Annotated in this window: 7 protein-coding genes and 1 pseudogene; 4 read left to right on the top strand and 4 right to left on the bottom strand. The window is 73.9% G+C overall.

Annotation, left to right across the window (positions count from 1 at the left end; all coding sequences use genetic code 11):
- The first annotated feature begins 909 nt into the window (after window positions 1–909).
- Window positions 910–1,173, top strand: a complete 264-nt coding sequence (locus ACIQ9G_RS30430) for a maleylpyruvate isomerase N-terminal domain-containing protein (protein WP_403615855.1) — start codon at window positions 910–912, stop codon at window positions 1,171–1,173.
- A gap of 720 nt (window positions 1,174–1,893) precedes the next feature.
- Here ACIQ9G_RS30430 and ACIQ9G_RS30425 read toward each other — a convergent pair.
- From ACIQ9G_RS30425 to ACIQ9G_RS30415, 3 genes are all read right to left on the bottom strand, one after another.
- Window positions 1,894–2,184, bottom strand: a complete 291-nt coding sequence (locus ACIQ9G_RS30425) for an STAS domain-containing protein (protein WP_403615853.1) — start codon at window positions 2,182–2,184, stop codon at window positions 1,894–1,896.
- Between the two features lie 627 nt (window positions 2,185–2,811).
- Window positions 2,812–3,186, bottom strand: coding sequence for a hypothetical protein (locus ACIQ9G_RS30420; RefSeq protein ID WP_403615851.1), 375 nt, complete (start codon window positions 3,184–3,186; stop codon window positions 2,812–2,814).
- A 630-nt stretch (window positions 3,187–3,816) separates the two neighbouring features.
- Entirely contained in the window at window positions 3,817–4,560 is a 744-nt protein-coding gene (locus tag ACIQ9G_RS30415) for a hypothetical protein (protein ID WP_403615849.1), read from the bottom strand.
- A 336-nt stretch (window positions 4,561–4,896) separates the two neighbouring features.
- On the opposite strand from ACIQ9G_RS30415, the gene ACIQ9G_RS30410 reads away from it, so the two are divergent.
- On the top strand, window positions 4,897–5,127 hold the full coding sequence (locus ACIQ9G_RS30410; protein ID WP_403615847.1) for a hypothetical protein: 231 nt from the start codon (window positions 4,897–4,899) through the stop codon (window positions 5,125–5,127).
- Window positions 5,128–5,142: 15 nt separating this feature from the next.
- Here the strand turns inward: ACIQ9G_RS30410 and ACIQ9G_RS30405 are convergent, their stop codons facing one another.
- Window positions 5,143–5,682: a carboxymuconolactone decarboxylase family protein gene (locus ACIQ9G_RS30405; RefSeq protein WP_403615845.1), complete on the bottom strand. Its 540-nt coding sequence runs from the start codon at window positions 5,680–5,682 to the stop codon at window positions 5,143–5,145.
- Between the two features lie 398 nt (window positions 5,683–6,080).
- On the opposite strand from ACIQ9G_RS30405, the gene ACIQ9G_RS30400 reads away from it, so the two are divergent.
- Together ACIQ9G_RS30400 and ACIQ9G_RS30395 are read left to right on the top strand one after the other, a co-directional pair.
- Window positions 6,081–6,623, top strand: a complete 543-nt coding sequence (locus ACIQ9G_RS30400) for a carboxymuconolactone decarboxylase family protein (RefSeq protein WP_403615919.1) — start codon at window positions 6,081–6,083, stop codon at window positions 6,621–6,623.
- A gap of 39 nt (window positions 6,624–6,662) precedes the next feature.
- Window positions 6,663–7,629: pseudogene (locus ACIQ9G_RS30395) on the top strand (oxidoreductase).
- Window positions 7,630–7,758 lie beyond the last annotated feature (129 nt).

Below are 7,758 nucleotides of genomic sequence, written 5' to 3'. Positions count from 1 at the left end.
GGTGGCGGGTGACGTCACCGACGCGGCCGCCGTGGCCGGGGCCGCCGAGGACACGGACGCGGTCCTGCCCGCTGCGCCGGTCTACCCAACCGGCACCAGGGGGCGCGGCGGGATGCGCGGGACCGGCACACGGGGCACAGAGCCGGTCCTCGAGGCCGCCCCCGCATCGTCCACGCCCCCACCGTGCACGCCAGGCTTCCGGCCTGAGAACCCCTTACAAGACGACTCCGGTCGGCACCCCCCGGAGGACCTGCCCGGCCACCACAGCAGCCGCAGAGACGACCGCGCGACGCCCCCAGGAGGCGGACTCCGCGACGGTGATCAACTGCCCGCCTGCTCTGCTCGGGCTCCACGCCCCTCGACGGCGACCAGAACACACGCCTGCGCAACGAGCCACAAAGGCTGCTGCCGCTGCGGCGGCGCGGCGGCTTCCCTATCGGCGAGGTCCGGGACACCGCCGAGTCCCACGCCCCGCCCCTCACGACCCCGGCAAGGCCACAGAGCAGCACTCCGGCCCGAAACACTGCCCGACAACGCCGGTCCCCTCCACAGGGTCCGCGATGTCACGGGCCCCCATACCCACCGCGGTCTCCCCTTCCGGGCCGTTGCTGCCGCCACTCGCGCGGCGCGCGGACCCGGGCACCAGGCGCGCCCCCGGCACATCCCCGCCGAGTACGGCGCGGTCTGCACCTGCACCTGCACGTGCGCCACGCCCCTGGCCGAGAGCGCCTCGAGGGGCGACGGCACGCCGCCCCCGGCCTCGGGCCGGACACGATCGGCGACACCATCCACCGGCTGCGCGAGGCCCGCAGGCAGCGCAACGGCGAGCCGGTCCGGCGGCCACCACCGGCTGCAAAACCGAAGACCGCCCCCCTGCGATTCCTCCCGACTCCGAAAGGGCCCCTCCCCATGACCGAGGCCCAGCAACCGGACTCCCTCTCCACATCCGCCTACCGCACCGCCCGAATCAACATCACCAGCCTCACACGGGAACACCCGGCGGACGCGGACCTTCCCGTGCCCGCATGCCTGGGCTGGACCGTGCGCGACCTGGTCGGCCATCTGTTCCAGATCTACCAGACAGTCACAGCCGACGACCCGGGCGATACACCCGACCTCCCACCGCCCGGGCAAGACCCCTCCCCCGCAGAACCCCTCAGCAGGCCGCACTGAACTCACCCCCGGCAGGCACACCCACCCCGCCTCGGGACCCCCTGGACCCTCAGCCCGCACAAAGTGCCCTACACGCGCCGCACATACCGCCCACAAGCAGCTCACCCGCCATCACAGCGCTCTGCGCCTCACGACCGGAGACGAGGCAGCCCTCCGGGGAGCGGACCACAGTTCCACCGCTCGAACCCCACGCCCTCAGCCACGGCGAGCCTGAACTGACCGACGCCCGTGCATCCCCCGTCCATCCCCTTCACAGGCCGCCCCCCACCACCACGAACGCGCACGCCACACCCGCGGCGCTGCGACCGCCCCGGGAAACGGCCCGGGCCGGCGAGATCCGCACCACCACGTCCGCCCCCCTCTCGCAGCAACTCGCAGAACACCTCGCCCGCGCCGACACCGTCCAACACCGCGGACGGCAGGGCGAAGAACCAGACCTGAAAACCGTCCGCGGCGCCGTCGCCACCGACACGGAGATCCACGACACCGTTCTGATCACCTCGGCGTACCGCCCGTACAAGGGAGACGCCGAGAACCGGCCACCCAAGCCCCGACACCCCCGGCACCTGTGGGGCCACGGCCCCACGCATCGGCCGCCACGGCTGTCGGAATCCACCTCTTTGCCCCTGCGCGCAGGACGGCCGGCTCCGAAGGCACGCCGACGCTCCCATGCCCGGGCCTGAGGGCTCCACACCGGCGGATACCCAGCGGGCGCTGCCGCTATGACGGCTTCCCAGGCGGCTGACCACCCACACCGTCAGGAGCTGACAGTCCGCCGGCCTCGGCGCCGAACACCTCGCCCAGACCGGTCAACGCCAGCAGCAGCCGCAGCCGTGGCCCGACACCCCGGAGAACGAGGGCCCGGCCGGCGCGCTGGGCGGTCAGCCGCAACCGGGCAAGGTGGTCGAGGTCGGCCGCTCGCGGCTGATCCACGGCGGACACGTCGCAGACAACGACCGCCGCGTCAGGCCAGGCGGTCAGGAGCGCGGCCAGCTGGTCGGTCAGGAACACCCCCGCACCAGACGGAAGCGGCCCCAGGTGGAACTCTATGGACTCCATGCACACGAAGACCTCCGGGAAGCCCGGAACTCATCGACGCCGAACCGATGGCCGAGCCTGCCGGGACACCCGCGCGGAACAGCCGGATCACGGCGGCTGAGCGGTGGGAGCGGGTCTCGTAGCCGCGGGTCAGGCGACGGTGATGCACGAGCAGGCCGACGGTTCGTTCGACGACCCGGCGGCGGGGTGGGACGCAGAAGCCGCGGACCGCCGAGGCGCGACGAGTGACGGCACGGTGACCGCCAGGGGCACGGGCAGCGCGATCCGGGACCGGCTCCCGACGGGCACGTCGGCGTCGGCCCACCGGGTGCCGGGGGCGAGGAGTTGAAAAGCCCGGCCGCTCCGTGCCGGGCCGGCACGCCGGCGCATGGGCCGGCCTCCGCATCGAGAGCGCTCTTGGCGGCCTCCCCGTGCGGGACGAAGGCCGGCTCCCGGTAGCGCCGCATCTCGTCCGCCGCCTGCCGGGCAACGTACGCACCGCCGTGCGCCACGGCCCGCCGCACTCCCGCCGGCGCCTCGCGGCCGGTGAGGCCGTTGCGCCGGCCGCCCACTGCCACCCCACCGCCTCCTCACACACCGTCATGACGTTCCGCCAGAAGATCGAAGAAGGCGCCACCCCCACGGAGAAACTGCCCGCAACCGCCGCCTCCTGGTGCGGGTCACCTGAGCGGCACCCGCTGCCACCGCCATGAAGCCGTGCCGGGAGCGCCAGGAGAGGACGGACCAGCGGGACTGGGCGGAGAGCAGTGAGCCGGTGCTGAGCCAGGAGGCGGTGGAGAGCAGGGAGAGGGCGGAGCCGATGGCCCCGGCGGACAGGACGGAGCCGACCGATCCGACGGACAGGACGGATCCCACGGAGCCGACGGACAGGACGGATCCCACGGAGCCGATGGACAGGACCGAGTCCTTCGACCCGAGGGAGAGGAAGGATCCGCTGGGGTGTGGTCTGGTCATACGGCCATCGTGCCAGCCTCGTGGGGCGGGTGGATTCGTGTGACCCCGCGCGGTTGTCGCGGGCTTCGATGAGGGCACGGTGGGAGGAGCGGGCGGCGTACACCGCCGGAGCCTCCGGCGGTGTACGACAGAATCGGGGCGGCGCTGATGAGCCAGGGATATCTGCCGCGGACCGCTGTCTGACGTCGGGCAGGAGCGGATGTCCCGTGGGCCTCCCGGCGGGGCGGGGGCTGCCGGGAGCCTTCGGCCATACCGTGGACAAAGGGCCGGCGGACGAGGGTTGCCGGCGATCGGTGGCTCTGCGGCGGATGGCGCGCTGTGGTGGGGGCGAGGGGGGACACGGCGCACCGCCGCCGTCCCCCTGTTCTCCCCGTATGTTGTCGTGCCTTCGGTGTCCGCGCGCGGTGGCGCGGACGTCTGCGAGCTGCCCCCGAAGCGCGCGACGACGGGGTTCTTCTCCGGCCGTCCCGCTCGGCCGCACGGGTCGGCGGGAGGCGGAGCACGAGCCTGCGACGCGGTTCGACGTGGTGTGCGCCGGCCCTCGGATTCCGGCCGTGTGCCCGCGTGGTGGCGCGAGTTGCCGGGGCGGCCCGCGGATCGCGCCGGGCCCCCGGCATCTGGTGGCCACGGTCAAGCGAATCGGGGTGGCGGCCCGGACGGAGTTCGTCTGCGGTGTCGCCGGCTCCTCCCCGTGAGAAGCCGGCGCTCCAGGCGGCGAGGGCCTGCTCGGGACCGCGGGTCGCAGTGTGTGACGCTCGGCGGCGGGCGAGCAGTGGCGCCGGAACGGACATGAGGACGGCGGTCATCATGCCGCCGAGTACGGCGTTGGGCAGGCCGACGCCCAGGGCGCGGACCTGCGGGGGGGAGGATGTCGGGGAGCAGCTTGGGCAGCACGGTGGTGGCGCAGACGAGGTAGGCCACTTCGGAGCCGTAGGTGAACAGCAGGCTGGCGGAGGTGCCGGTCATCGTGAGGTACGACACCGGGCCGGTGACCGCGAAGAGGACGCCGGCGGCGCCGAGCAGCCGGGCGGCGCCGATCTTGTCGGCGAGCAGGCCGAGGGGCACGTTCAGCGTCATCATCGTTGCGGTGGCGGTGGCCACGACCCACATCATGGTGCCGCGCGCAGCGAGGCGCCCGCCGGGGGCGGGCACGACCGCGGTCCGTGTACCCCCGACGGTGCCGGTGCCGGTGCCGGTGCCGGTCACGAACGGGGGGGCGGTCAGGAGGTTGCGCCAGTGGGCGCGGAGCAGTTGCCGCAGGCAGCCGCGGCCGCGGCGGGGGCGGACCTCGCGCTGGTAGATCTCGGTCTCGGCGAGCCCGGTGCGCGGGACGAGCAGGACCAGGCCGAGGGGGCCGCCGGTCGGGAGCGGCACGCGCCAGCCCCAGGAGGCCGTGGGGCCGGGGCCGAGGGCGGTGGTCAGGGCGCCGCCGAGGAGGGAGGCGGTGAAGGCTCCCGCGCAGGTGGAGAGGGAGAACAGGCTGCCTTAGGTGGCTTTGCGGTGGCGGGGGGCCGCTTCCATCAGGTAGGCGGTGGCGGCGGGCCGTTCGCCGCCGTGGGAGATGCCCTGTGCCGTGCGGGCGAACAGGAGCAGGAGGGGGGCGAGCAGGCCGATGTGCGCGTAGGAAGGTGTGAGGGCGATCGGTAGTCAGCCGCCTGCCATCAGGGAGACGGCGAGCATGAGGGCGGGCCTGCGGCCGTGCCGGTCGGCGTGGCGGCCGAGCAGGATGCCGTCGATCGGCCGCACGAGGGCACCGACTCCGAGGACGGCGAGGACGCCGAGGAGGGAGGTGAGGGAGTCGCCGCAGGGGAGGAAGCGGGTGGCGAACAGGGGCGCGAACAGGCCGTAGCCGAGCCGGTCGAAGGACTCGATGAAGTTGCCGGCGACGGTGGCGGCGACCGCGCGGCGGTGCGCCCGGTGCGCCCGGTGCGGTTGGCGTGAGGGGCCGTTGCTCCTTCAGACGGCGGCGGCGTAGCCGTGCGCGGTGATCCGCCTGCCCGCCTCCTCGTAGTAGCCGGGCTCGGTGGGTTGTGCGGTGGCCAGGCCGCTGACGTAGCGGTTGTACATGCAGAAGGCGGCCGCGATGAGCACGGTGTCGTGGATGTGGGTGTCGGTGGCGCCGGCGGCGCGGGCGGCGGCGACGGTCTCGTCGCGGAGGGGGGCCGCCTGGACCTGGATCTCGGCGGCGATGCGCAGCAGGGCTCGGATCAGCGGGGTGAGGGGGGCGGTGTCCGGGTCGTGCTGGACGGCCTTGACCAGGTCGATGCCCCCGTCGAGTTGGGCGGCCGCGGCCGCGCCGTGGGTGTCGGCGCAGAAACGGGTGGCGTTCAGCTCGGAGACGTGGGCGGCGATGAGTTCGCGTTCGCCGCGGGTGAGGGGTGAGGGGCCGCGCAGCAGGGCGTCGGCGAGGGCGTTGAGGGGGATGGCCGTGTCGGGGCGGTCGGTCATCAGTCCCCTGATGCCCGGGAGGTCGCTGGCGATCTCGATGTGCGGCACAGGAGCGTCCTTCGCTGCGTGGGGTGCGGGCCCCTTATCGTGGGCAGGCGCGGGCGGGGCGGCCAACTTCGTTCGTGCGGTGCTGCGTTGTGCGGCGTGGTCCGCCGCGGCGGGCCTGCCTGCCGGCGGTCTTCCACCGGCGGCGCATGCCGGCATCTCGGCGGGGTCCTCGCGCCGCCGGCGGCAGGCGATCTCACCCAAAAGCTCGCGTCAGGTGGTGCGGCGGCCCGGGGTGCTGGTGCGGGCGGCCTCTGCGACGGCTCCGCCGGTCGTCGGCGGCCTCCCGTGCGGGCCTCGCTTCGGCTCCAAGTAATTTCCGCACTCTGGGAGTTGGCCGTACGGGCTGCGGGTTTGGACCATGAAGCGGCCGCCTGTTGCCCATGGAGAAGGACGTACTGGTGCCCCACATCGAGATCACGAACGGCCTTCCCGGCATCCGCGGACTGTTCGCCCAGCGCCCGGACACCGCCGTGGTGCTGTCGGAGCTCGCCGAGACGCTGCTGCGCAGTGGCCCCTCGCCGCTCGGCAGGGGCGAGCGGGAGCTGATCGCCGCCTATGTGTCGCACCTGAACCGTACGGCCTTCTGTGCCGGTTCGCACAGCGCTTTCGCCGCCGCGCAGCTTCAGGGCGGTGCGGAGCTGGTCGCGGCCGTGTTCACCGACGTCGATGCGGCACCGATCACCCCGCTGCTGCGAGCGCTGCTGAGGGTGGCGGGCGAGGTGCAGGCGAAAGCGGCCCCCGTGCCGGACGAGGCGGTCGCCGCGGCCCGCGCCGAAGGCGCGACGGACACCCACATCCACGACACGGTCCTGATCGCGGCCGCGTTCGCCATGTTCAACCGGTACGTGAGCGGTCTCGCCACCGCCGTGCCGTCCGACCCGTCCTTCTACGACGTGACGGCCAAAAGAATCGTCAACCACGGGTACGGCACCGCGCGCTGACCCCGGCACCGTCCGCGCTGTCTGCCTCAGGAGGGCACCATGGCCTGGTCTGCCGCACACATTCCCGATCAGAGCGGCAGGACCACCCTGGTCACCGGCGCCTCCGGCGGCATCGGCCTGTGGACGGCCCGGTTCCTCGCGGCACGCGGAGCGCATGTGGTACTCGCCTGCCGCAGCGTGGAGCGGGGCCGGGCCGCGGCCTCGCGCATCGGCGGCAGCACGGAAGTCGTCCGGCTCGACCTGGCCTCGCTCGCCTCCGTGCGCGAGGCGGCGCAGGAGGTACGTGGCCGGCACGGACGTCTGGACCTGCTGATCAACAACGCCGGGGTGATGTTCCCGCCCTACCGGCGCACCGAGGACGGCTTCGAGGCCCATCTCGGCGTGAACCACCTCGGCCACTTCGCGCTGACAGGGCTCCTGCTCGACCTGATGACCGCGGTGCCCGGCTCCAGGATCGTCACGGTCTCGAGCCTCGCACACCGGGCGGGCTTCGGCGGATTCAGCCGAAAGCGGGCGCGGGCCGCGGCCGGGCGGCGCTCTGTGACGGCGTACGGGCGCTCCAAGCTGGCGAACCTGCTGTTCGCGCGGGAGCTGCAGCACCGGCTCGCCGCGGCGGGCGCGGCCACCGCCTCGCTCGCCGCGCATCCGGGACTGTCACCGACCGGCCTCTGGCACGGCGACCCGCCAGCGCTGCTGCGGCCCGTGGCCGCGGCAGCGCTGCGGTGGCTGGCCCAGCCGCCGCAGGCGGCGGCGCTGCCGTCGCTGCGGGCGGCCACGGACCCCGGCGTGCAGGGCGGCGCCTATCTGGGGCCTGCCCGGCGGTTCGGGAGTCGTGGGGCGCCGGTGCCCGCGGGGTCGAGCCGGGCGGCGCGCGATGCGGCGGCGCGCGATGCGGCTGTGGGACCTGTCGGAGGAACTGACCGGGGTGCGGTACGCCTTCGTGCCGGCACCGGTGCCGGCGGAGCCGGCCGCGGGAGGGTGTCCGATCACGGAAGCCCGGGGCTGATCGCCGTGGCCGGGAAGAGCAACGCGGCCGGTGCGGGTGCCGACAGGCAAGAGCGGATCCGGGCGGTCGCGGCCTGGGCGCGGATGTGGAGGGACTTCGACGGGGTGCTGCAGGACGGTGAAGTGCCGC

The organism is Streptomyces sp. NPDC096152, assembly GCF_044763235.1.
GTDB lineage: Bacteria > Actinomycetota > Actinomycetes > Streptomycetales > Streptomycetaceae > Streptomyces.
The sequence above is the reverse complement of the archived record's forward strand: the minus strand, read 5'-3'. Positions and strand labels throughout refer to the sequence as shown.

Coding starts and splice junctions, on each gene's coding strand:
- ACIQ9G_RS30420 (WP_403615851.1), bottom strand. CDS start 3,186: ATGACCAGACCACACCCCAGCGGATCCTTCCTCTCCCTCGGGTCGAAG.
- ACIQ9G_RS30430 (WP_403615855.1), top strand. CDS start 910: ATGACCGAGGCCCAGCAACCGGACTCCCTCTCCACATCCGCCTACCGC.